Annotated in this window: 27 protein-coding genes and 2 tRNA genes; 15 read left to right on the top strand and 14 right to left on the bottom strand. The window is 61.4% G+C overall.

Features of this window, described 5'->3' with window-relative positions; genetic code table 11:
* The 6 genes from psmA to ACFKSJ_RS10120 form a co-directional block, all read right to left on the bottom strand.
* Positions 1-723, bottom strand: coding sequence for an archaeal proteasome endopeptidase complex subunit alpha (gene psmA / locus ACFKSJ_RS10095; protein ID WP_440949674.1), 723 nt, complete (start codon positions 721-723; stop codon positions 1-3).
* Positions 723-1,205: an Rpp14/Pop5 family protein gene (locus tag ACFKSJ_RS10100; protein WP_440949675.1), complete on the bottom strand. Its 483-nt coding sequence runs from the start codon at positions 1,203-1,205 to the stop codon at positions 723-725. Before ACFKSJ_RS10100 ends, psmA begins: the two co-directional genes overlap by 1 nt.
* Positions 1,202-1,840, bottom strand: coding sequence for an RNase P subunit p30 family protein (locus tag ACFKSJ_RS10105; protein WP_440949676.1), 639 nt, complete (start codon positions 1,838-1,840; stop codon positions 1,202-1,204). The genes ACFKSJ_RS10100 and ACFKSJ_RS10105 overlap by 4 nt, the downstream gene beginning before the upstream one ends.
* A 21-nt stretch (positions 1,841-1,861) precedes the next feature.
* On the bottom strand, positions 1,862-2,452 hold the full coding sequence (locus ACFKSJ_RS10110; RefSeq protein WP_440949677.1) for a 50S ribosomal protein L15e: 591 nt from the start codon (positions 2,450-2,452) through the stop codon (positions 1,862-1,864).
* 110 nt (positions 2,453-2,562) lie between these two features.
* On the bottom strand, positions 2,563-3,027 hold the full coding sequence (gene moaC / locus ACFKSJ_RS10115) for a cyclic pyranopterin monophosphate synthase MoaC (RefSeq protein ID WP_440949678.1): 465 nt from the start codon (positions 3,025-3,027) through the stop codon (positions 2,563-2,565).
* Positions 3,020-4,414: an NAD(P)H-hydrate dehydratase gene (locus ACFKSJ_RS10120; RefSeq protein WP_440949679.1), complete on the bottom strand. Its 1,395-nt coding sequence runs from the start codon at positions 4,412-4,414 to the stop codon at positions 3,020-3,022. The genes moaC and ACFKSJ_RS10120 overlap by 8 nt, the downstream gene beginning before the upstream one ends.
* Positions 4,415-4,462: 48 nt before the next feature.
* Here ACFKSJ_RS10120 and ACFKSJ_RS10125 point away from each other — a divergent pair, with 48 nt between their 5' ends.
* The 6 genes from ACFKSJ_RS10125 to pyrI are packed head-to-tail and all read left to right on the top strand — an operon-like array spanning position 4,463 to position 8,717.
* Positions 4,463-5,869, top strand: a complete 1,407-nt coding sequence (locus ACFKSJ_RS10125) for a DHH family phosphoesterase (RefSeq protein WP_440951425.1) — start codon at positions 4,463-4,465, stop codon at positions 5,867-5,869.
* On the top strand, positions 5,814-6,293 hold the full coding sequence (locus ACFKSJ_RS10130; protein WP_440949680.1) for a PUA domain-containing protein: 480 nt from the start codon (positions 5,814-5,816) through the stop codon (positions 6,291-6,293). The genes ACFKSJ_RS10125 and ACFKSJ_RS10130 overlap by 56 nt, the downstream gene beginning before the upstream one ends.
* Complete coding sequence (locus ACFKSJ_RS10135) at positions 6,293-6,637, top strand: nascent polypeptide-associated complex protein (protein WP_440949681.1); 345 nt, start codon at positions 6,293-6,295, stop codon at positions 6,635-6,637. Before ACFKSJ_RS10130 ends, ACFKSJ_RS10135 begins: the two co-directional genes overlap by 1 nt.
* Entirely contained in the window at positions 6,630-7,355 is a 726-nt protein-coding gene (locus tag ACFKSJ_RS10140) for an rRNA adenine N-6-methyltransferase family protein (RefSeq protein WP_440949682.1), read from the top strand. Before ACFKSJ_RS10135 ends, ACFKSJ_RS10140 begins: the two co-directional genes overlap by 8 nt.
* A 1-nt stretch (position 7,356) precedes the next feature.
* A complete protein-coding gene (gene pyrB, locus ACFKSJ_RS10145) occupies positions 7,357-8,253 on the top strand; it encodes an aspartate carbamoyltransferase (RefSeq protein ID WP_440949683.1) in 897 nt (298 codons plus the stop codon).
* Positions 8,250-8,717, top strand: a complete 468-nt coding sequence (gene pyrI / locus ACFKSJ_RS10150) for an aspartate carbamoyltransferase regulatory subunit (RefSeq protein ID WP_440949684.1) — start codon at positions 8,250-8,252, stop codon at positions 8,715-8,717. The genes pyrB and pyrI overlap by 4 nt, the downstream gene beginning before the upstream one ends.
* Before the next feature lie 4 nt (positions 8,718-8,721).
* Here pyrI and ACFKSJ_RS10155 read toward each other — a convergent pair whose 3' ends face one another.
* Complete coding sequence (locus ACFKSJ_RS10155; RefSeq protein WP_440949685.1) at positions 8,722-9,180, bottom strand: phosphopantetheine adenylyltransferase; 459 nt, start codon at positions 9,178-9,180, stop codon at positions 8,722-8,724.
* A 31-nt stretch (positions 9,181-9,211) separates the two neighbouring features.
* Between ACFKSJ_RS10155 and ACFKSJ_RS10160 the strand changes: the two genes are divergently transcribed.
* Genes ACFKSJ_RS10160 through ACFKSJ_RS10175 form a run of 4 tightly spaced genes read left to right on the top strand, consistent with a single transcriptional unit; the run spans position 9,212 to position 12,754 of the window.
* Positions 9,212-9,733, top strand: coding sequence for a gamma carbonic anhydrase family protein (locus ACFKSJ_RS10160; protein ID WP_440949686.1), 522 nt, complete (start codon positions 9,212-9,214; stop codon positions 9,731-9,733).
* Positions 9,726-11,000, top strand: coding sequence for an FAD-dependent oxidoreductase (locus tag ACFKSJ_RS10165; RefSeq protein ID WP_440949687.1), 1,275 nt, complete (start codon positions 9,726-9,728; stop codon positions 10,998-11,000). Before ACFKSJ_RS10160 ends, ACFKSJ_RS10165 begins: the two co-directional genes overlap by 8 nt.
* Positions 11,001-12,053: an S-methyl-5-thioribose-1-phosphate isomerase gene (gene mtnA / locus ACFKSJ_RS10170; RefSeq protein WP_440949688.1), complete on the top strand. Its 1,053-nt coding sequence runs from the start codon at positions 11,001-11,003 to the stop codon at positions 12,051-12,053.
* A gap of 2 nt (positions 12,054-12,055) precedes the next feature.
* On the top strand, positions 12,056-12,754 hold the full coding sequence (locus ACFKSJ_RS10175; protein WP_440949689.1) for a DUF116 domain-containing protein: 699 nt from the start codon (positions 12,056-12,058) through the stop codon (positions 12,752-12,754).
* On the opposite strand, the gene ACFKSJ_RS10180 is transcribed toward ACFKSJ_RS10175, so the two are convergent.
* From ACFKSJ_RS10180 to ACFKSJ_RS10190, 3 genes are all read right to left on the bottom strand, one after another.
* On the bottom strand, positions 12,716-13,129 hold the full coding sequence (locus ACFKSJ_RS10180) for a polymer-forming cytoskeletal protein (protein WP_440949690.1): 414 nt from the start codon (positions 13,127-13,129) through the stop codon (positions 12,716-12,718). The genes ACFKSJ_RS10175 and ACFKSJ_RS10180 overlap by 39 nt on opposite strands.
* 82 nt (positions 13,130-13,211) lie before the next feature.
* Positions 13,212-14,051, bottom strand: a complete 840-nt coding sequence (locus ACFKSJ_RS10185; RefSeq protein ID WP_440949691.1) for a geranylgeranylglycerol-phosphate geranylgeranyltransferase — start codon at positions 14,049-14,051, stop codon at positions 13,212-13,214.
* An 81-nt stretch (positions 14,052-14,132) separates the two neighbouring features.
* Positions 14,133-14,207: transfer RNA gene (locus ACFKSJ_RS10190), tRNA-Arg, on the bottom strand.
* Between the two features lie 60 nt (positions 14,208-14,267).
* Between ACFKSJ_RS10190 and ACFKSJ_RS10195 the strand changes: the two genes are divergently transcribed.
* Positions 14,268-15,383, top strand: a complete 1,116-nt coding sequence (locus ACFKSJ_RS10195; RefSeq protein ID WP_440949692.1) for a tRNA (guanine(10)-N(2))-dimethyltransferase — start codon at positions 14,268-14,270, stop codon at positions 15,381-15,383.
* Here the strand turns inward: ACFKSJ_RS10195 and ACFKSJ_RS10200 are convergent.
* A complete protein-coding gene (locus tag ACFKSJ_RS10200) occupies positions 15,370-16,482 on the bottom strand; it encodes an OBG GTPase family GTP-binding protein (RefSeq protein WP_440949693.1) in 1,113 nt (370 codons plus the stop codon). The two genes, ACFKSJ_RS10195 and ACFKSJ_RS10200, sit on opposite strands and share 14 nt — an antisense overlap.
* 189 nt (positions 16,483-16,671) lie before the next feature.
* On the opposite strand from ACFKSJ_RS10200, the gene ACFKSJ_RS10205 reads away from it, so the two are divergent.
* Positions 16,672-16,746: transfer RNA gene (locus tag ACFKSJ_RS10205), tRNA-Glu, on the top strand.
* A gap of 19 nt (positions 16,747-16,765) precedes the next feature.
* Here ACFKSJ_RS10205 and ACFKSJ_RS10210 read toward each other — a convergent pair.
* Positions 16,766-17,194: a hypothetical protein gene (locus ACFKSJ_RS10210; RefSeq protein ID WP_440949694.1), complete on the bottom strand. Its 429-nt coding sequence runs from the start codon at positions 17,192-17,194 to the stop codon at positions 16,766-16,768.
* 297 nt (positions 17,195-17,491) lie between these two features.
* On the opposite strand from ACFKSJ_RS10210, the gene ACFKSJ_RS10215 reads away from it, so the two are divergent.
* The gene (locus ACFKSJ_RS10215; protein ID WP_440949695.1) at positions 17,492-17,959 is read left to right on the top strand and encodes a GNAT family N-acetyltransferase; all 468 of its coding nucleotides are present in this window, start codon (positions 17,492-17,494) and stop codon (positions 17,957-17,959) included.
* 135 nt (positions 17,960-18,094) lie between these two features.
* A complete protein-coding gene (locus tag ACFKSJ_RS10220) occupies positions 18,095-18,535 on the top strand; it encodes a C-GCAxxG-C-C family protein (protein ID WP_440949696.1) in 441 nt (146 codons plus the stop codon).
* 228 nt (positions 18,536-18,763) lie between these two features.
* On the opposite strand, the gene ACFKSJ_RS10225 is transcribed toward ACFKSJ_RS10220, so the two are convergent.
* Together ACFKSJ_RS10225 and ACFKSJ_RS10230 are read right to left on the bottom strand one after the other, a co-directional pair.
* Positions 18,764-19,357, bottom strand: coding sequence for a cache domain-containing protein (locus ACFKSJ_RS10225; RefSeq protein WP_440949697.1), 594 nt, complete (start codon positions 19,355-19,357; stop codon positions 18,764-18,766).
* Positions 19,358-19,509: 152 nt separating this feature from the next.
* Positions 19,510-20,022, bottom strand: a complete 513-nt coding sequence (locus ACFKSJ_RS10230) for a GNAT family N-acetyltransferase (RefSeq protein ID WP_440949698.1) — start codon at positions 20,020-20,022, stop codon at positions 19,510-19,512.
* Between the two features lie 223 nt (positions 20,023-20,245).
* Here ACFKSJ_RS10230 and ACFKSJ_RS10235 point away from each other — a divergent pair, with 223 nt between their 5' ends.
* Positions 20,246-20,761 (top strand): type 1 glutamine amidotransferase domain-containing protein, encoded by a 516-nt coding sequence (locus ACFKSJ_RS10235; protein WP_440949699.1) that lies wholly within the window; start codon positions 20,246-20,248, stop codon positions 20,759-20,761.
* Positions 20,762-20,809 lie beyond the last annotated feature (48 nt).

Below are 20,809 nucleotides of genomic sequence, written 5' to 3' on the forward strand. Positions count from 1 at the left end.
TCACTGTTCTATCTGTTCAACGAACGAGGCGACTTCCTGTCTGCTCATCTTTCTGAACGCAGGCGTGTCTCTGCTGACAACCCCGATCTCGACAGTGTTCACATCAAACTTTCCTTCGGTTGCAGCGTGAAGTGCCTTGAGTCCGAGCAGGATCGCGTCGCGGATGCTGGCTTCGGGGTTGTACTCCTCCTCAAAGACCTTCATCACCGCATTCCTGCCGATACCAATCCCGGTCGCCTTGTACTCGAGCAGCGTGCCGCTCGGGTCGGTTTCAAAGAGCCTGAACTGGCCGTCGCTTATCCCTGCGATCAGCAGTGCCGTGCCGTACGGACGTGCACCGCCGAACTGGGTGTAGGTCTGCATATGGTCGCAGAGTTTCTTTGAGAGCATCTCGATGTCGATCTGCTCGTCGTAACTGACCCGGTTCACCTGAGACTCCACCCTGGCACGATCGACCAGCGAGCGGGCATCCCCGACCAGGCCTGAAGAGGCGACCCCGATGTGGTTATCGATCTTGAAGATCTTCTCTATCGACGAGGGCTCGAGCAGTTTGGAGTTCACTCGCTTGTCTACGAGCAGAACGATTCCTTCACTGCATTTGATCCCGACCGCAGTCGTGCCGCGCTTGACCGCTTCACGTGCGTACTCTACCTGATAAAGCCGGCCATCTGGGCTGAACACCGTTATGGCCCGGTCATATCCCATCTGATATTGTGGTTGCATTATCTCTCCTCAAGATCCTGTTCGACGAAGAACAGTAGCTTTTGACTGTTACATCCCTTCTCTATTAAATCAACCTTTTGGGATTCTCTGGCATGGACTTCGTAGATCACGTCGTCCATCTCCAGGTCTTCACGTTCCGGTTGTTCTGTCGGCTGCCGCATTCGCCCGCGGAGCGCATGGATCGTTCCCGAGGTCGCGAGCGTCCGAAGGGCTACTCGCCGGCCGTCCACCGCGGTGACCCCGGCGAGGGCCGTCGCGAGCTGGTGCTCGGTCCCTCGACTGCAGCGTGCGATCAGATAGCCGTTGCCTGAGAAGACGACGGCATGGTGGAGAGCAGCTCCTCCGGCGTCGCCGTACAACTCGGTCACCGCATCTGCGATCGCCAGGTACAGGGCCTTCGAGTCGATGGAAGGGTAGTTCGGTACGACCGCTGCCAGCACGTACCGCTTCTTGATCCGCATCGTCGGTGGTCTGGGTTTCATTCGACCACCCTGACTGACTCCAGCGGGTGCAGCACCCCTGGCAGCGAGGTGAGCCCTGCGAGGACCTCCTCCTTCTCCATCCCGAAGAGGGCGCAGAGCAGGGTCATCTCCCGAACCGATCGCTGATCGAGGATCGAGCGTGCAAACGACCCGATCACAAACGGGAACCCGTATCGCCGGTGCAGGGTCAGCAGGTCCGCGTACCGCTGCAACACCCGCTGCCGCTGCAGCCCCTGCAGATGCAGCAAGGGATGGAGATCGATCGTGACTCCCACGTTCTTCTCTGCGGCGAGCCGGGCCGAGACGTGATCGAAGGCGTTCTTCCGCTGCTTCTCGACGCCAGCCAGCAGGTGCACCCCGCGGAGCGGGACCACCCCCCGGATGAACGAGGCGTCGCCGGCCACGACGATCACGACCTGGCCCTGCCTGGCACGCCCGAGGTCTTTGATCACCTCCCGGACATGTCGTGTCTCGATCACCCGTGCAGGTAGCACCCTGACGTTGCCGATGACAGCCGGCTGCTCCCCGGGGAGCACGATTGTGTCAAAGCCGAGAGCTCCGGCCTCCATCGCCATCCTGGTCAGGGAGGAGTCCCCTGCCGGATACGGACAGGTACAGATGTCAGTGCAGCGCATGACCAAAAAAAAGAGATCGGGTTACTTACCCTTGTTTGCATTTGAGCGGATGGACGGGCGGGTCTTCTCGGTCCCTCTGCCCCTGGTCCGCATACCGCGGCCCTTCATCCCTGCACTGGTCTTGCCGCGCTCTGCACGTCCACGCTGGGTGGCGTTTCCAAGCCAGCTCAGCCGGGGATCGCTCAGAACCACGGGGTGGTGACCGTCGACAAGGATCACTTCGTACCACTTCTGTCTGCCGTCCTGGCCGACCCAGTACGAGTTCAGAACCTCCATGTTCGGGTACCGGGACGAGGCACGCTCCTCACCGATACGCTGCAGGCTCTTGCCGGGGGTCAGCTTGCGCATACCCATGTTGGCCGTCCTGCGTCCGCGGACGTACCGGGAGGCTCTCCGTCCACCACGGCGGACCTTGACCCTGACCACAATGACGCCCTGCTTGGCCTTGTATCCGAGCGACCGGGCGCGGTCGATACGGGTTGGGTGTTCGAGTCTGACGACGGTCCCTTCGCGGCGCCATACCTGCATACGGTCCCAGAGGAGCTTCTTGACACCGGTCTCCTCGGGTTTCTTCCATGCCTCACGAACGTAGGCATACATAGATTTGGACATGATCTTCACCAAGGTTCAGCTCAGGTTTTGAGCTACATTCCTTTACGGGACGCATCCCGTATTCCTTTATATGTCGACTGCCCGGTTATTAATAACAGCGGTGGTTCCGGTCAGCCTTTCACCTTCTCGATCACCCGGATATCGCTGATCCCGGTCACCGGGTACTGCCCGTTCTCGTCCTTCTCCGCCGATTTGACCATGTCCCATATGGTCAACAGTGCCACCGAGACCCCGGTCAGCGCCTCCATCTCGACCCCGGTCCGGCCGTACGAGGTGACCGCCACCTCTGCCGTGATCGACTGCTCGGTCTCCGTGAAGTCGACCGTGATCGCTCCGATCGGGATCTGGTGGCAGAGCGGGATGAGCTGCGGGGTCTGCTTGACGGCCAGCGTCGCGGCGATCCTGGCCGTGGCGAGTACGTTCCCTTTCAGCACAGTCCCGGCTCTGATGGCGGCCACTGTATCTGCCCTGAGGGTGATCGTACCCTCAGCCCGGGCCATCCGCTTCACCTCGCCCTTGGCGGTGATGTCCACCATCTGCACCTTGTCGCCGTTGATATGGGTAAACTCAGGCATCCTCTTCCTCCATGAAGAGTTCGCGGGGAATGTACTCAAGCATATCGGAGGCGAGCATCCCCTCTCCTCTCCCTGCGGCGGCCCGCTCACCCGCCCTGCCGTTCACATAGGCCGCTACTGTGGCCGCCTCGAAGGGGGAGAGCCGGCAGAGGAGGGCCCCGGTGATCCCGGCCAGCAGATCCCCGGTGCCCCCGACCGTCATCGCCGGTGACCCGGTCCAGTTGAACCTCACCCGTTTTGCATCGGCGATCAGGTCGATTGGTCCTTTTAAGAGGATCGTCCCGTTCACGGCGGCGGCCGCGGCCCTGACCGCCCGCCCGCGCTCCCTGAGAGAGGACGGGGCCGGGGAGCCGCTGATCCGGGCGAATTCCCCGCTGTGGGGGGTGTAGATCGTCTCCTCGGCCACCGGCAGCGGCAACCGGAGGGCATCGGCATCGAAAACCGCCTTTCTGCAGAGCGGTGCCAGGTGGGTGATCACCGGGTGGGAGGAGGGGCCGAGGCCGTTGCCGGCCACCACCACATCGGCCCTTTTGACCTCCCCTTCAAGGGTGGCCAGGTGCGCCTCGCTGATCGTCGATCCGGGGAGCGGGACGTGGATCAGGTCGGGGTACTGCTGGGCGATCGGCGAGGCGACCCTGACGATGTCGGCCCCTGCCCGCAGGGCTGCAAGGCCGGCCAGGTACGGTGCCCCCTGGTACGGACCGCCGCCGATCACCAGCACCTGCCCGCCGACCCCTTTGTGGCTCGCAAACGGCCGCCGCTTCAGCACGGTCAGGTCGCCGGGGCCGACACAGCACTCGGCCTCGATCGGGATCCCGATATCGGCCACCTCGGACCCCGCCTGTTTGGGGCGGTGGAACCCCAGGATCAGTGTGGCCCGTATCCCTGGCGTCGGGAGGTCGGCGGCGATGATCGGTACCCCGGCCCTGTTCGCATGGTCGACACAGCCTTTCAGGGGTTCGCGGAGTTCGCCCGATCCCCCGGTGCCGATCATCGCGTCGATGATCAGGTCGGCCCCGGAGAAGTGCCTGGCCAGGGCGGCCACGTCCTGGTCGGACCGGACCGGGCAGAGGTGGACGGCCGCATGGGTGAGAAGCGCCTGCTCGGCAGTCCAGGCGCCGGTTGCGTGGCCGCAGTCGGGATAGATGACGGTCGTCTCGGCGATCATCTGCAGGTACCGGGCGGCCACCAGCCCGTCCCCACCGTTGTTTCCTCTGCCGCAGAGGATCAGCACCGACCTGGGGGAATACCTGAGCGCCACCTCCGCCAGGGCCCGGCCGGCACTCTCCATCATCTGCAGCACCCCGAGCCCCAGCGCTGTTGCGTTCCGGTCCACCGCCTTCATCCGTGCAGGGGTGATGATCCCCTGTTCAGCGAACTCCTTCATCGATCTCCTCCTCCTTCGCGCACTTTCTTGTGCATTGAGATGCCAGTTATGATCAGGATGGGCTTTAATGATGATGTAACTGCAGCCGCAGAACGGATCGCTGCTGCAGAGGAGGTGACCATCATCTCCCATATCGATGCCGACGGGATCACCAGCGAGGCGATCCTTGCCGAGGCGGTGCAGCGGGCCGGGATCCCCGCCACCACGCACTATATCCGGCAGCTCGACCCGCTGACGATCCGGACGGTGCCGGAGGACCGGTCGCTGAAGGTCTTCGTGGACCTCGGGGCGGGACAGCAGAACCTGCTTGAGGAGCGGGGGCTCACGGTCGACGAGGTGCTGATCGCCGACCACCACGTCGCCCAGCCGGCCACCCTCCCGTACCAGCAGGTGAACGGGGTCCCGTACGGGCACACCCGCCTCTCCGCGGCCGGGGTGGCGTACCTGATCGCCAAGGAGATGGACCAGCAGAACACCGACCTCGCCGCAGTCGCGGTGGTCGGGAATGTCGGGGACATGATGGCCCGGGAGACCCTGGGGCTTACCGGGGTTGCACGGACGATCGTCGACGACGGGGTGGCCAACGGCACGATCCGGGCGACTGCCAGGGATCTGAACTGTTACGGGACCTCGACCAGGCCGATCCATGTCTGCCTCTCGTACAACGACGACCCGCTCCTCCCGGGGATCAGCAACGATATCAATGGGTCGCTTCGCTTTCTGCAGAAGACCGGCATCCCGCTGAAGACCAGGGACGGGCGCTGGCGGGTCTGGGAGGAGCTCGAACCCGACGAGAAGCGGGCGATCACCAGTGCGCTGGTCCAGCAGCTGCTCGCCCATGGCGAACCGGTCGACCGACTCTTCGCAGAGACCTATGTCTTTCCAAACGAGGCGGTCCGGACACCGCTTCGGAACGCTTCCGAGTTTGCGACGGTGCTGAACGCCTGCGGCCGGTGGGCCCGCCCGCTGGTCGGGAGTGCGATCTGCAGGGGTGACCGCGGCACCCAGTACCGCGAGGCCGAGTATATGCTGAACAACCACCGGACGATCATCCGGGAGCTGCTCACGTATATTGTTGAGACCGGGGTGACCGAGCTCTCGCACCTGCAATATCTGCATGTCGGGAACCGGTTCCCCGATACGATCATCGGGATCGGGGCCGGTATGGCCCTCAGTAAGCTGAACTGGCGGAAACCGATCCTGATCATGTGCACCCTGCCCGACGACCCGACCCTGACGAAGGTCTCCATGCGGACCAACGAATGGGCGGTCAGGCAGGGTGTCGACCTGCAGGCAGTGCTGACCGCGGCATCAGCGACGATCGGAGGGGCCGGCGGGGGCCACCCGATCGCAGCAGGGGCATTCATCCCGCACGATGTTGAAGAGGAGTTTGTTTATTGTGTCAACCGATTGCTCGGAGAACAGTTCGCTGTTCCGGATCAGAACCATCGCTGAGTACCAGTTCGGCAGAGGGGCCGGGGAAGCCCTCTTTCCGGAGGGATGTACGTTCCAGTATTCGACCACCGGCAGGATCCGGCATGCCCTGTACGGGAAGGAGCGGCTCGCTACCATTCGCGCGCAGGACGGGCGGCTCACGCTCGGGATCAGAGGAGCGGAACGGCTCCACGAAATCCTCCCGCCCGACAGCTACCGGGTGGTGATTGCGGCCGATGTGCTCGAGTTCGTCTCTGCCGGAAAGAATGCATTCGCCCGGCATGTGATCGCGGCAGACCCGGAGATCCGGGGGGGTGACGAGGTGCTGGTCGTCGACGAGGAAGGACGACTGGTCGCCACCGGCACCGCGATGCTCTCCGGCTTTGAGATGATGGAATTTAAGTATGGGGTTGCGGTAAAAGTTAGGGCAGGAAAGGTGAACTGATGTTACCAGGGAATATCAATCCAAAACAGATGAAGGCGATGATGAAGAAGATGGGGATGCAGATCGACCCCATCGAGAACGTCGAGAAGATCGTGATCACGACCCCTGACGGGACCTATACGTTCGATGAGGCCGAGGTGGTCGGGATGACGATGCAGGGTGTCACCACCTACCAGGTGACCGGGACGCCCCGGTTCGATGCGGCATCGCCGGCGATCCCCGAGGAGGACGTCGCCATGGTACAGGAGCAGACCGGGGCCTCCGAGCAGGCCGCCCGGGATGCGCTCGCAGCGACCAGGGGCGACATCGCCGAGGCGATCCTGAGGCTCGCTTCACATGATTGAGGCCGGCGACCGTGTGCTGCTGATCGGGAACAGCAGAGCCTATTACGTGACCGCCGGCGAGGGGATGCTCAGCACCGACCTGGGCATGATCCCACTCTCAGATCTCATCGGCAGGGAGGGGGGGGACCAGGTCGTAACCCACCTCGGCACCGGGTTCTCCGTCCGCATCCCGCGGCCGACGGACTTCTTTGTCCATGCCAAGCGGAGCGGGGCCCCGATGCACCCCAAGGACATCGGATCGGTGATCGCGTACACTGGAATGAACAAAAAGGATCATGTGCTGGACGCAGGGACCGGTTCAGGAGTTGCGGCGATCTTCTTCGGTTCGATCGCAGAAACGGTGACCACCTATGAGCAGCGGCCCGAGTTTGCGAAGCTGGCCGAGAAGAACATCAAGGACGCGGCCCTTGACAATGTCACGGTCGTTGCAGCAGACATGCTGACCGCGACCGGCACCTATGATGTGATCAACCTCGACATGCAGATCACGCCTGAGCATGTCAGGCACGCCGCGACGCTGCTGAAGCCCGGCGGGTACCTGGCCTGTTACACCCCGTTCCTGGAACACCTCTTCCTGGTGCTGGATACGGCGAAGGACCTCTTCTCCGAGGTTGTGACGCATGAACTGATCGAGCGGGAGATGACCCGGACCGACCGGGGCACACGACCGTCGACCCGGGTCTGTCATACCGGGTATATCACCATAGCACGGCGATAACATGAAGGATTTTATCTCAATTCGGGACTTTGACCGGGCTGCGATCGACCGGCTGATCGCAGAGGCCGAGGGAATCGATCACCATCAGTACGATCCCCTGGAGATGAAAGGAAAGATTCTGGCACTCCTCTTCTTTGAGCCCTCGACCCGGACCCGGATGTCGTTTGAGGCTGCGATGGCCAGGCTCGGAGGGACGTCCCTGACGCTTAGCTCGTTCGAGGCCTCATCGATGGCCAAGGGGGAGACGCTGGCCGACACCATACGGGTGGTCAGCGGTTATGTGGACGCGATCGTCCTCCGCCACCCCCGCGAAGGGGCGGCCAGGCTGGCGAGCGAGGTCTCGTCAGTGCCGGTGATCAATGCCGGCGACGGCGCAGGGCAGCACCCCTCCCAGACCCTGCTCGACCTCTACACGATCCGCCAGTCGATGCCGATCGACGGGATCAACATCGGGCTGCTCGGAGACCTGCGGTACGGCAGGACCACCCACTCGCTCACCTATGCGCTCTCCCTGTACGACGCCGTGATCCACACGGTCGCCCCTGTGGGGCTGAACCTCCCCTCCGGGCTGGTGCACGAACTGCGGGAGCGGGGCACCGAGGTGATCGAGCACGAACATATTGAGGACGTGATCAAGGAACTCGATGTGCTCTATGTGACCAGGATCCAGCGGGAACGGTTCCCTGACATGGCTTCGTACTTCAACGTCGCCTCCAGTTACCGGATCACCCCGGAACTGCTCAGCGGGACGAAGGAGCATATGGTCGTGCTCCACCCGCTCCCCCGTGTCGACGAGATCGACCCCCGTGTGGACAGCCTGAAGAATGCCCGGTACTTCGAGCAGTCGCACAACGGGGTGCCGGTCAGGATGGCCATGCTTCGGCAGGTGATCGCATGACCGACAAGTGCTGCACCGAAGGGCTGCTGATCAGCCCGATCCGGAATGGGACCGTGATCGATCATATCAAGGGCGGCGAAGGGCTGAACGTTCTTCGGATCCTCGGGCTCACCGGCACCTGCACTGTCTCGCTCTCGGTGGCCACCAATGTGACGAGCCGGCAGATGGGGAGAAAGGACATCGTGAAGATCGAGAACCGGGAACTCCTCAAGGAGGAGGTGGACCGGATCGCGCTGATCGCGCCGCAGTCCTCGATCAATATCATCCGGGAGTTCCGGGTCTATGAGAAGAAAGGGGTCGAGATCCCGGACCAGATCTGTGGGGTGATCCGGTGCCCGAACCCCGGGTGCATCACCAACACCAACGAACCGGTCACCAGCCGGTTCACTGTCCAGCAGTCAGGGCTGCGGTGCCATTACTGCGACTGGCTGATCACGAAGGACATCGCGTCCCATATCATCTGATCGGTCACCTGATCACGCGACCGTGCGGGTCGATCTCGCCGCGGTAGATCCGGGTCGACGAGATCCACCGGCCGTCATCGGCCAGCACACAGGTGATCTGGTGGATGTCGACCTTCCGCCGCCCCTCTTTTCGCCGGAGCGTGTTGATCTCCATCGCCGTCGGCAGCGTCTCTTCACTGACGATCAGGGCATCGAAGTCGATCTTCAGGGCCGACCCGAACCGGTCTTCGAGCGGCTCCACCGACCAGTCAGCCTCAAACCCTGACTCCTCGATGAACCGGGTCAGCTCTGCTCTCCGCTCCTCATAGGGTCTGACCGGATGGACCTTATTAGAGGCGAACCGATCTGAAGTGAGGCCGATGATCACGGTTCCCTTCGGCCCGGCGAGCTGAAACGATCTGCTGAGCAGCCGTTTATGCCCGTCGTGGAGGGGATCGAAGGTGCCCCCTACCATAATCTTCATTGCGTCTGGACTGTTAATTTCTAATGTTATTATGCATACTGGTACAGTGACCGGATCAGAGGTCTTTGTCGCTAAGAATGCGACCGTCATCGGGGACGTGGTGATCGGCGACCATGCAGGGATCTGGTTTGGCGCAGTGATCAGGGCTGATAAGGACCATATCACGATCGGCAGTCACGCCAATGTCCAGGACAACGCCGTCGTCCATACAAGCCGCGGCCACCCTGTCAGGATTGGGGATCAGGTATCAGTCGGCCATGGTGCGATTCTGCACGGGTGCACCATCGAGGACCGGGTGCTGGTCGGGATGGGGGCGATCGTGCTGAACGGAGCGGTGATCGGCAGCGATTCGATCATCGGGGCCGGCGCAGTGGTGACCGAGGGGAAGCAGATCCCGCCCGGTTCGATGGTGCTCGGGGTGCCCGGCAAAGTAATCAAGGAGACGAACCCTGAGCAACGTGAGGGGATCGTGAAGAATGCAGAGAGTTACACGCTGCTTGCAGCAGAGTATATCCGGGCCGGGGAACATGCAGAGGAGTATACCCATGCGTGAAGTCGCCGTCATCGGAGCAGGGGTGGCCGGGATTCAGGCCGCCCTCGATATCGCCAACCATCAGGTCCACGTCCATCTGATCGAGCGGGAGCCCTCGATCGGCGGGCATATGGCGCAGCTCGACAAGACCTTCCCGACCAACGACTGCTCGATGTGCATCCTCTCCCCAAAGATGGTCGAGGTGGCCCGCCACCCCTGGATCACCCTCCACACCTGCACCGAGGTGACCTCCATCGAGGGAGCAGTCGGGGACTTCTCGGTCACTCTTCAGACCAGCCCCCGGTACGTGGACCCTGACCTCTGCAATGGTTGCGGGGACTGCGAGCAGATCTGTCCGGTCGAGGTCTACAACCGGTTCGACGCAGGGATCGGTGTCCGAAAGGCGATCTACAAGCAGCATGCGCAGGTGGTCCCGAACATCATGATCAAGGACGATGAGCACTGCATCGAGTGCGGGCTCTGCTATGATGTCTGCGGCAGAAACGCGGTCCTGCGGGAGCAGTCTGCCGTGGAGACGACGGTCCATGTCGCGAGCGTCGTGATCACCACCGGATATCAGGTCTTTGACCCGACCAAAAAGGCTCAGTACGGCTACGGGCTCGTCCCTGATGTGATCACCAGCCTGGAACTGGAACGGATGATCAATGCCGGCGGGCCGACCAGGGGGGAGGTCCGGCGGATCAGCAACGGGCAGACCCCCCGCTCGATCGTCTTCATCCAGTGTGTCGGTTCACGGGACCTGCAGGTGAACCGGCCGTACTGCTCGTGTGTCTGCTGCATGGCCGCGATCAAGAACGCGATGCTGATCCGGGAGAAGCACCCGGAGATCGAAGTTGCGATCTGTTACATGGACATCCGGGCGTACGGCAAGGGCTATCAAGAGTTCTATCAACGGGCACAGGACCTCGGGGTCCGGTTCGTCCGCGGGATGCCCGGCGCCGTCATCGACAGCACCGGCCCGATGGAACTGCAGGTCGAGGACACGCTCTCGGGAGAACTGCTGCAGATTCATCCCGACCTGGTCGTCCTCTCGGTCGGGATCGAGCCTGCCAGCGACCCTGCAGTGGTCGCCGCCCGGTTCGGGCTGACCTGCGAGGAGAGCGGTTTCCTGGAAGGGGCGAACGCTGCCATGAACACTGTCGGCACGGTCCGGCCCGGGATCTACATCGCCGGGACCGCGACCGCACCCAAGGATATCCCTGACTGCGTGACCCAGGGGCAGGCCGCGGCGATGCGGGCCTATACCGACGCAATCAGGGTGAACTAGATGGACGAGATCAGGACCCTCTGGTGGGACCATCAGGCAGGGCACCTCTCTTACATCGACCAGACGCTGCTGCCGGGGGAGTACCAGGTCAGGTCCTGTGCCGACCCCGAGGATCTGATCGCCGTGATCCGGACGCTCGCGATCAGGGGTGCCCCGGCCCTCGGCGTGGCCGGCGCCTACGGGGTGGCCCTGGTGGCGAAGGGTTGCCAGAGCTTAGGTCCTGAGGATGCCCTCTCTGCGATCGCTACTGGTGCTGCCGGCGTGGCCAATGCCAGGCCGACGGCCGTGAACCTCTCCTGGGGGGTCGGCCAGGTGTTCGCGCGACTCGACGCGATGGCTGGCGAGGATGGAGCTGCTCTCTACAGGGCCGCGGTCAACGCGGCCGACACCATCGCGTCGGCAGATCTGCAGACCTGCAAAGAACTCGGCGGAAACGGGGCCGCTCTCCTCCCAGACCACTGCACGGTGCTGACCCACTGCAATGCCGGGGCGCTGGCCTGCAGTGGATGGGGGACCGCGCTCGGCGTGGTCAGGTCGGCGGTGGCGGCCGGCAAACAGGTGCAGGTGATCGCCTGCGAGACCAGGCCCCTGTTGCAGGGCGCCCGGCTGACCGCCTGGGAACTGGCCAGGGACCAGATCCCGGTGACGGTGATCCCGGACAGTGCGGCGGCCTTCCTGATGGCACGCGGGGAGATCGATGCCGTGATCGTCGGGGCCGACCGGATCACCTCCGACGCTGTCTTCAACAAGATCGGCACCTACTCGCATGCAGTGACCGCCCGGTACCATCAGATCCCGTTCTATGTCGCTGCCCCGGCCTCGACCTTCGACTGGCAGTCCTCTGCCCGCTCGGTGGTCGTCGAGGAGCGGCGGCGGGACGAGGTGACTGGGTTCTTCGGCAGGGAGACGGTCCCTGCCGGCGTCCCGGTCAGAAACTACGCCTTCGACCAGACGCCGCTCGACTTGGTCACGGCCATCATTACCGAGCACGGAGTCTTCTCTCTCCCCAATGACACAGAGAAGATGCGGAATGCAATAGGAGGGCAGACCTGATCATGGTCGAACTCTCCCTCCTCGACCACCTCCTCCTTCTCATCGGAGAGGTGACGCTGCTGCTGCTCATAGCGCTCGGTCTGCAGATCCTGCTGCTGCTGGTTCTCTCGCTGGCTTCGTTCCACAGCGGCAGGCTTTACTTCCCCAGGCTCCTCAAGCCCGGCTTCACCGCGCTCGAAGGGGTGATGCGGGCGATCTTCAAGTTCATCGGCCTCGACGACCAGGAGATGCTGACCTTCTCTGTCCGGCTCCTCAACACGATGAACCTGAAGGCCTTCGCGGCGATCCCGGTCAATGAGCGGGCGATCTTTCTCCCCCAGTGCCTCCGGGCAGCCCGCTGCCCTGCCCACCTGACCCCTGAAGGGCTCAAATGCGTTTCGTGCGGACAGTGCGGTATCGGGGAGGTGCGACCGGTGCTCGAGGACCTCGGTTACCGGGTCTTCCTGGTGCCCGGCTCCTCGTTCATCAAGCGGATGGTGAAGAAGTACCGCCCGCGTGCCCTGATCGGGGTCGGGTGTCTGCTGGAAGTGAAGGAGGGGCTCGAGATGGCCGACAAGATGCACCTGATCGGGCTTGGCGTAGTGACACTAAAAGATGGGTGTGTGGAGACGCTGGTGGACTGGAGTGCTCTTCTCGAGGTCGCGACCCTCGGGCTCGATCCCTCAACTATTCCCGTAGACCTTCACGTGCCGGCCACTTAATCCGCCGCTCTTGATCTTGCCGTAGATCCAGATCGTCCCGGTGGTTTTGACGCCGCGTGCGATCACACCCGGCCGGAGGATCACGGTCCCTTTCGCCTCGACCGGCCCGAGGTGAGCGTTGTCTGAGATCGTCACATCCCCTGCAGAGTTCAGGCTCCCTTCGATGGTGGCCCATGCCCCGATCACGGCACGGCCGCACCGAACCGATCCCTTCACCAGCGAGCAGGGGCCGAGGTCGACCCTTCCGGAGACGACTAGGTTACCCCAGACATTGGTCTTCGCTGGCAGGATCAGATCTCCGTTGATCATCACATTGCCGGCAAAGACTGCCCCGGGCGGCGCGATATAGGTATCTCCAATCTGACGGATCTTCATTCCTTTTCACCTGGGGCCGGCCAGAACGTGCCGGCTCCGTTTCTCTCCTAAACTCTTCGCGCCAGAACCATTTAGCATTGTATCAGAGGAGGAGGGCGGAGATGGTAAAGGCCGCGAGGGCCGTGAACATCCCACCCTTCAGCAGCAGGGTCGCGCGACCGCTTCTGAGGGTGGTGCTGTCGACGGCTCGAAGTCCCTGCAGGGCGCCGGCCAGGATCAGCAGGTCCGGGAGGCCGATCAGGGCCAGATACTCCCGTCCCCAGGTCAGGTACGGGAGGAACGAGGTCCCGATCCCTGCCAGGGCGAAGAGGCATGCGATCCGTCCGTTCTTCTGTATCCCGATCAGCATCGGCAGGGTGCGGGCCCCGCCGGCCCGGTCCCCCTCGATGTCTTCGCCGTCCTTGAGGAGCTCGCGGGCCACCATCCCGAGGAAGGTGATTGCGGCGATCGGGAGCGTCATCATCACCCCGGGAATCCCGGAGAGCGCCCCGCCGAAGATGAAGATCGAGGCGGCCAGGTACGAGACGGTCAGGTTGCCGATCAGGGGGACCGCTTTGAGGCGTGCCGCATACATGATCAGCAGCAGGGCGTTCAGGACGGCCAGGAGGGCGCAGAGCAGTGTGGTGCCGAAGGAGAGGAGCACTCCGGCGACGAAGAGGAGCAGGGCATACCTTCTCGCGCCTGAGAGCGAGACGGTGCCGGCAGGGATCGGACGGTCAGGACGGTTGACCTGGTCTATCCTGTAGTCAAAGTAATCGTTGATCACGTTCCCGGCACCGGTGATCAGGATCACCACGGCGATCAGCAAGGGCACCGGCCCGTCCAGTCTCTCGGTGGCGATCAGCACGGCCAGGGCTGCGGTCAACCCGGAGACCATGGCATTGACCGGCCGGATCACCTTCAGGTACCCTGCCAGAGACATCGTCATGATCGTCGGCGGGGATCTATTAGAAGGATGCGGAACGGGGAGGAGAGGGACGAGGTGAATGATCAAAAAACAGAACGGGCGTGGAGGGATTTGAACCCCCGACCATTAACTTAGGAGGCTAACGCCCTATCCAGACTAGGCCACACGCCCTGTGCATATAGGTTGGCAGAGGAAGGTATAAGTTTAACGCGCTTCCACCTGTCCAGAACCATGGATCTGATACAGATGACCGAGGGGAGGACCCGGTTTTCGATCCCGGTCCAGGATCCCGACTCCCCGTTTCCACCATCCAGCGCACCGGTCTTCTTCAATCCGAAGATGGCTATGAACCGGGACGCGACCGTCCTTCTCCTCTCGGTGCTGAACCCTGAGGAGTACCTGGACACAATGGGCGCGAGCGGTATCCGGGGGCTCCGGGTGGCCGGGGAATGTCACATCCCTGTGGTGATCAATGACCGGGATCCGGCGGCTGCCGACCTGATCCGCGCCAACCTGACCAGTGCCGGCCTGGAAGGGAGGGTGACCGTCGAGGACGCGAATGTCCTCCTCTCGCGGGAACGGTTCGATGCGGTGGACCTGGACCCGTTCGGCACCCCCGCCCCGTTCACCGATGCGGCCTGCAGGAGCGCCAAACGCTATCTCTTTGTGACAGCGACCGATACGGCCCCACTCTGTGGGGCGCACCTGAAGGCAGGGATCCGGCGGTACGCGACGAAGCCCCTGAACACCGAGTATCATGCCGAGGTCGGCCTCCGGATCCTGCTCGGGTATGTTGCCAGGACAATGGTCAAGTACGACCGGGGGCTCTCCCCGCTCTTCTGCTTTGCCAGCGCCCATTTCCTGCGGCTGCACCTGCAGGCCGAGAAGGGAGCCGATGCTGCGGACCAGACGGTGGCCAGACTCGGGTTTCTGCACCACTGCCCGTCATGCCCGGAGCGGGCTGAAGAGCCGGGGGTGCTGCCCCATGACCATATCTGCCCCCGCTGTGGTGCGATGATGCTCCCGATCGGGCCGCTATGGCTCGGTCCCCTGAACGATATAACACTGCTCGATCAGATGAAGGAGCGCCTCCCCGATCTCTCCCTCACGACCGAGCGAAGGCTTGGAAAATTGCTGGACATCCTCGGGGCTGAACTCCCGACCTCCAGCCACTACGACTATCACCGGATTGCAAAATGGATAGGAGGTTCGCCGCCGGCGATCGATGTGGTGATCGCCAGGCTCGCCGCGGCCGGGTACCGGGCGAGCAGGGCGCACTACTCTGGCACGGCCCTCAAGACCGATGCCCCGCTCGATGCGATCGCTGCAGCGCTCAGTGCTCAGTGATGATCGAGAGGATGTCGCTGTCCCGGATCTTGTGCGGCAGCCCGACCCGCTGGCCGGGGTGCTTGACCGATCGCCCCCATACCCGGGCGTACCGGAACCTGCTGACAAAGTCACGGTGGAGTTTTCTGCAGATATCGGCGACGGTGGAACCGGTCCTGATGATCAGCGGCTCCTCCAGGTCTGCGACCCCGTTCTGCGGCTTTAAGAAGACCCGCATGAACCCGAGTTTGTCGTAGACCTCGTCCTTGAGTTCGTCCATGTGGAGCCCGCTGTGTGCCGAGATCATCAGCGGTTCGACCCCGATCTCATCAACGATCACTTTTCTGATCTCCTCCTGGGTCTCGGCATCGACGAGGTCGACCTTGTTGACCGCGATGAACGCCGGGATGTAGACCCGGTTCCCGATCATCGCATCGATCAGGTCGTCCTGGGTCGCCCCACCCCTGACCAGTACATCGGCGTTCGTGATCTTGTTCTCTGCAAGGATCGACCTGACCTCCTCGATCTCGAGGTCCAGGGTGCCGACCGCATGGAGGAGCACCCCGCCGCAGGAAGTCCGCTTGATGGTGATGTCGGGCTTCGGCTTGTTGATCCGGATCCCGGCATCGTATAACTCCTTGAGCAGCACGCCTGCATGGGCACCGTTGAAGACATCGAGGAGCACCACGATGATATCGGCCGACCGGACGACGCCGATCACCTCTTTGCCGCGCCCCTTCCCCATCGCAGCGCCGGCGATCAGACCGGGGATATCGAGGATCTGGATCTTCGCTCCCTTGTAGTCCATCGAGCCCGGCACCACCGTCAGGGTCGTGAATGCATAGGCCCCGACCTCGCTCCTGGTCCCGGTCAGCTTGTTTAAGAGCGTACTCTTACCGACCGATGGGAACCCGACCAGCACGACCGTGGCATCACCGGACTTCTTGACCGAAAACCCCTCAGCGCCACTGCTGGACTTCATCGCCCTGGTGACCGCCTCGTCCTTGAGTTTGGCGATCTTGGCCTTCAGGCGTCCGATATGTTTTGAGGTGGCCTTATTGTAAGGGGTCCGCTCAAGTTCAGCTTCCAGTTCCTGTATCTGATCATCAAGGCCGCTCATTGTCTATCCCAAGAGTTTGTTCTCTCTATTAATAGGAAAGCGGGTGCAATATAGGTGTGGGTCAGGGATCTGGCAGCCGATCTCGCGCACCCTCCCGTTTCATCAGGTAAAAATCCCTTGCCGGCCGGCGATTCTAATAAGGGACAGATATGTTTAAATCTCCGTGCATGCCATGTTATTAGAAGATCTGCTGCTATAGTGTAGACCGGCCAATCATGAAGGACTCTCACTCCTTCGACTGGGGTTCGAATCCCCATAGCAGCATTCGTTTTTGTTTTTCTCTTCATTCTGAACCCAAAGGGGTTTTTCCGCTTTTCCGCCCCCCAGCGCCGTGTTCTCTCATGAATTGCGCAAGTTTCTGCTCGTCCTGCTCCTCCTGGGAGAGTTCGATATATCCTTTCAGAGCCGTGATCTGGTTGAGGAAGTCATGCAGGGTGATGTTCGAGAGGGGGTTCAGTTTTTTTACTGGCAAGCGCCAGTGCATCCTCTGCATGTTCGCGCTCGGTGAGATCCAGGACGATACCACCCCGGCGACTACGAGGAATAAGCCGGCACACGCGATCGCCGAGATCATTTCAACCGTTGTTGGGGTGACGAAGGTGAGCAAAATGGCGCAGTAGCAGTTCGAGAGGCCGGCGGCGAAGAGAAGGCCGCGTCGTGGATTGTAGTAGAAGGTCAGGATGATCGGGATATAGAGCAGATGGGGGAGCACATAGGTGATCCCGAGTAGGAGTCCTACGCATTCAGGAGGACGGATGCAAGGGAACTGGCGACGATGAGGGCCGACACAAGGTATGGTTTTTTCTGTAACTCATCGAAGAATTAGAAGTCCATGTCTGCGCAACTCCGAACGAGTGATATCCATCATTTCCGATATGGTTTGATCATTTAGGTCTGAACAGTTCGAAATGTAATGGGAACGATCAGATCATCCTCCTCCATCCCGCCCCCCAGTTTCGTTCAGGGTAGTCGCCCTTTTTCTCCAATCACCACCCATTCCAATCCAGCGATGACCACCATTGAATACCAGGTGACGGATGAACGGGATCTCGACCGGATCCTGCCGCTCTGGAACCAGCTGAACAGCCATCACCAGAGCCGGTCGAGAATGTTTCAGCGTCAGTTTAGAGAGCGGACCTTCGACGACCGGAGGGCGTACTTCGGAAGGATAGCGGTTGCCGGATCCCTGCGGCTGGACCTCGCCTTCGATCCCGGGAGGGAACGGTATATCGGCTACTGCGTGAGCTCGCTCTCGGCGGAGAAGGAGGGGGAGATCGAGTCGATCTTTGTCGAAGCGGGGTACCGGGAGCAGGGGGTCGGGTCGACCCTGATGACTCTCGCCCTCTCCTGGCTCGACCAGCACGGTTCGGTCAGAAACCGGGTCTCTGTCGGGGAGGGGAACGAGGAGGCCTTTGGGTTTTACGGGAAGTTCGGTTTCTCTCCCCGGACGACGGTCCTCGAGCAGAGAAAGAAGTGATCATTCAATGACGCAGCTGTCCGCCTGGATTGCTTCGCCGGCAGCACCGGGGATGGCCGGATGGGTTCTGCTGTGGAACGTCCCCGGAATTGGATAGGCAAAACGTGATACGGTGACACATCAAAATTTTAGGGAATGACAAAAGCAGACGAGGCGGTTGCCTCATTTAAGAGCGGTTTCTCCTGCTCTCAGGCGGTGCTCTCCAGTTTTTCAGAGGAACTGGGGCTGGACCGGGATACCGCAAACAGCGTTGCCTGCGGGTTTGGGGGCGGCATCGCACGGACGGGAAACATCTGCGGTGCGGTGGCCGGCGCCATCATGGTTATCGGCATGAAGTATGGCATGACCCGGCTGGATGATAATGCAGCACGAGAGAAGACCTACGCCCTCGTCCAGCAGTTCATCAGGGACTATACGACGAAGAACGGGTCGATCACCTGTCCGGATCTCCTCGGGTATGATATGGCTGACCCGATGCAGTTCAAAGAGGCCAGGGAGAAGAAGGTCGCCGCCCGGATATGCCCCGGGCTGGTAGAGGATGCCGTGATCGTCCTTGAGCGTATTCTGAACGATTGATGGGATGGATCCCTGGCTTTCGATCCGTTTCGGCGAAGGGTGCGGGAGCCATCATTAGATGGTTCCAACAGGGGCGGAATTTTAATAAACCTCACTAAGGCAGAAATAATTGACTGATCTTCCAATTTCCATCCTCCTCCACCACTGTTCTCCCCCTGTCGCCGGCGATGTTTCCAGCCCGGCTCGGGCAGTGCCGGGATACCTGCACTGGGGAGATGGGAAAAAAGGTTATGGCTGATTCCTGACCTTTGTCGCATTCAGACCATTCGTGGTGGCCGTCGCTGCCGGCCCACCATAGACGCCGGAGCCGAGGAACCAGCCATCGTCCACCTTCTCCACGTATCCGAGCTTTGCTTCGACCGCATCGTTGTGTGCGGGATTGGGGTAATAATACCGGGAATAACCGGTCCCGTTCCTGGCCGCGTCGCTCAGGTTCCTGATAAAGAATCCTCCCAGTGAATCTGTCTCATTCAGACGGTTGACGCCGACCTTCTCCTGATTGAACGGAAGGGCCAGGGTGGTGCCATTGAAGTCATAGGCATAGATGTAGAGTTCGCCTTTGATGAACGAACCGTTCGGGTTGTTGAATTCTGCAAGGGCCTTCTCGCTGCCGTTGGTCTGTGCATAAGCAACGGCGCTGTGAACAAAGGAGACGAGCGATGCATTGGAGGTGATATTCCCCTGCTGCAGGGGAACGGTTCCCGCCAGCATGGTGGTGTTTGTCGTGGTGGTGACAGCGGGCTGGTTCTGGACACAGCCGGCGACGAGGAGGGATGCGCCGATGACGAGCAGGATAAAAAGCGAAAGGGACTTTTTTCTCATACGTGAGATGAGGTGTTCCCGACATGATAAACAGGCGGTTTTCATCCAGACACTTACGAGAGCCGGTCCAACGGGTTAGAAAAATTGGACCGGGGATGGGGAGATCCCCGGGGATACGAATCTTCCGTCGTCACCAAAAAAAGTTCGAACAATTACCCGAAAGATACGTACACCACTTCGTCCAGCAGAACCCCGTTCTTCGTGATAGCCTTCGCATGGACCGCCTCCCTCACGAATCCACACTTCTCCAGCACCCGCATCGAAGACGGATTGCTCGAAAAGATGCCGGCCTCGAGCCGGACGATGTCGAACGCTTCAAACGCGGCCGGCACCAGCGAACGGACGGCATCGGTGGCGATACCCCTCCCCCAGCAGGATTCTGAAAGCCAGTAGCCGATCTCGGCTGACCGAAGCCGGACATCCTCCAGCCGGTGAATCCCGATCCCCCCGACCGCCTCGCCGTCGACCTCGATCGCCAGGAACAGGTTGGAGGTCCGGTCCGCCGCCATGCTGATGAAGCGATCGGCATCCTCCCGCGTATAGGGGGAGGGGAACCCGTCCCGCATATTTGCTGCAATGCGGGGATTGTTCGCGTGCTTCGTCAGGGAGCAGGCATCGTCCGGCCTCCAGTCGCGGAGTGTGGAACTCGGGGTATTGATACGCATGATCTGGTCGATAGAATGATAGGAGCGGCGGGGTTTTTATGGATTCGATCATCGTCCGGTGAACCGGAGGGTTGACGCTGCGTGACCAGACCCGGGACCCGGGGCCTCTGATCACGGTCTGCGGAGCATGAACAGATGGGTCCGATTGATGTCTTTATATGCCTGAAAGAACATCCGTTCACCTGCTCCGGTCCCCTGAGATCGGAACTGGCATGGTGAAATGATGAGCAGAATTGCGGTAATAATCACTGATATGTTCGAGGACGTGGAATACCAGCAGCCCGCGGAGGCGTTTCGAAAGGCAGGGCACGAACTCGTCCTTGTTGGGCTCAGTGCAGGATCGATCGTGAAAGGAGAGCATGGGGCTGTCGCAACGATCGACAGGGCGGTTCATGATCTTCCGGCAGATGATTTTGACGCCCTCTTCATCCCGGGCGGCTACTCTCCTGACAGACTTCGGGTCGACCCCGACGCCGTCCGGTTCGTGAAAGAGTTCTTTACCAGCAACAAGCCGGTCTTTGCGATCTGCCATGCACCCCAACTCCTCATCACGGCGCAGGTGCTGAAAGGCCGGCATCTGACCGGCTGGATGTCGATTGTGCAGGATATCAAGAATGCTGGTGCAGAGTACGTGGACGAGGAGGTGGTCGTGGACAACAACCTCGTCTCGAGCAGGAAGCCGGCAGACATCCCTGCGTTCATCCGCGAAGCACTCGCGATGCTTGCAAAGCAGGTGTGACCCCTGGACCGGGCTCGATTGAAACCGGGTGGGGTGGAAGGGGATTGA

The organism is Methanosphaerula subterraneus, assembly GCF_052055875.1.
In the GTDB taxonomy this organism is placed as follows: Archaea; Halobacteriota; Methanomicrobia; order Methanomicrobiales; family Methanospirillaceae; genus Methanosphaerula; species Methanosphaerula subterraneus.